Genomic DNA, 454 nt, shown 5'->3' on the forward strand with positions numbered 1-454 from the left:
CCGGAGGATGTTGATGAGACTGGCCGTGCCCTCCGCCAGCTCCTCCACATAGGCGCGGCAGACGGCAAGGGCCGTCTCGTCCCCCGCCTCTGCCGCCAGAAAGGGCGTCCGGCCGTCCACGCCGCCGGCCTCTTCTGCCAGACGGCAGAGGGCGCTCTCCGGATGGGCGGCCATGGCCGCCTCCGTCCGGCGGATCAGCGCCGTGGCGGAGGCGTACTGTTCCCAGCAGCCCCTGCGTCCGCAGGGGCAGGGCTCTCCTCCGGCATGGAGCACCATGTGCCCCGCCTCGCTGGAGGATTCGCCGCCCCGCAGGCGGCCGTCCAGAATGATTCCGGCCCCCAGGCCGGTGCCCAGGGTCAGCACCACGAAGTCCCGCAGACCCCGGCCCGCGCCCTGGAAATACTCCCCTACGGCAGCACAGTCCGCGTCGTTGCCCAGCAGCACCGGCAGGGCC

1 protein-coding gene is annotated in these 454 nt (G+C 72.7%); it reads right to left on the reverse strand.

Features of this window, described 5'->3' with window-relative positions:
* The coding region (locus tag HMPREF1546_RS15695) for an ROK family protein (RefSeq protein ID WP_021752117.1) at positions 1-454 on the reverse strand (454 nt) is incomplete at both ends.

The sequence above is a fragment of the Oscillibacter sp. KLE 1745 genome (genome assembly GCF_000469445.2).
GTDB classification, from domain to species: Bacteria; Bacillota; Clostridia; order Oscillospirales; family Oscillospiraceae; genus Oscillibacter; species Oscillibacter welbionis.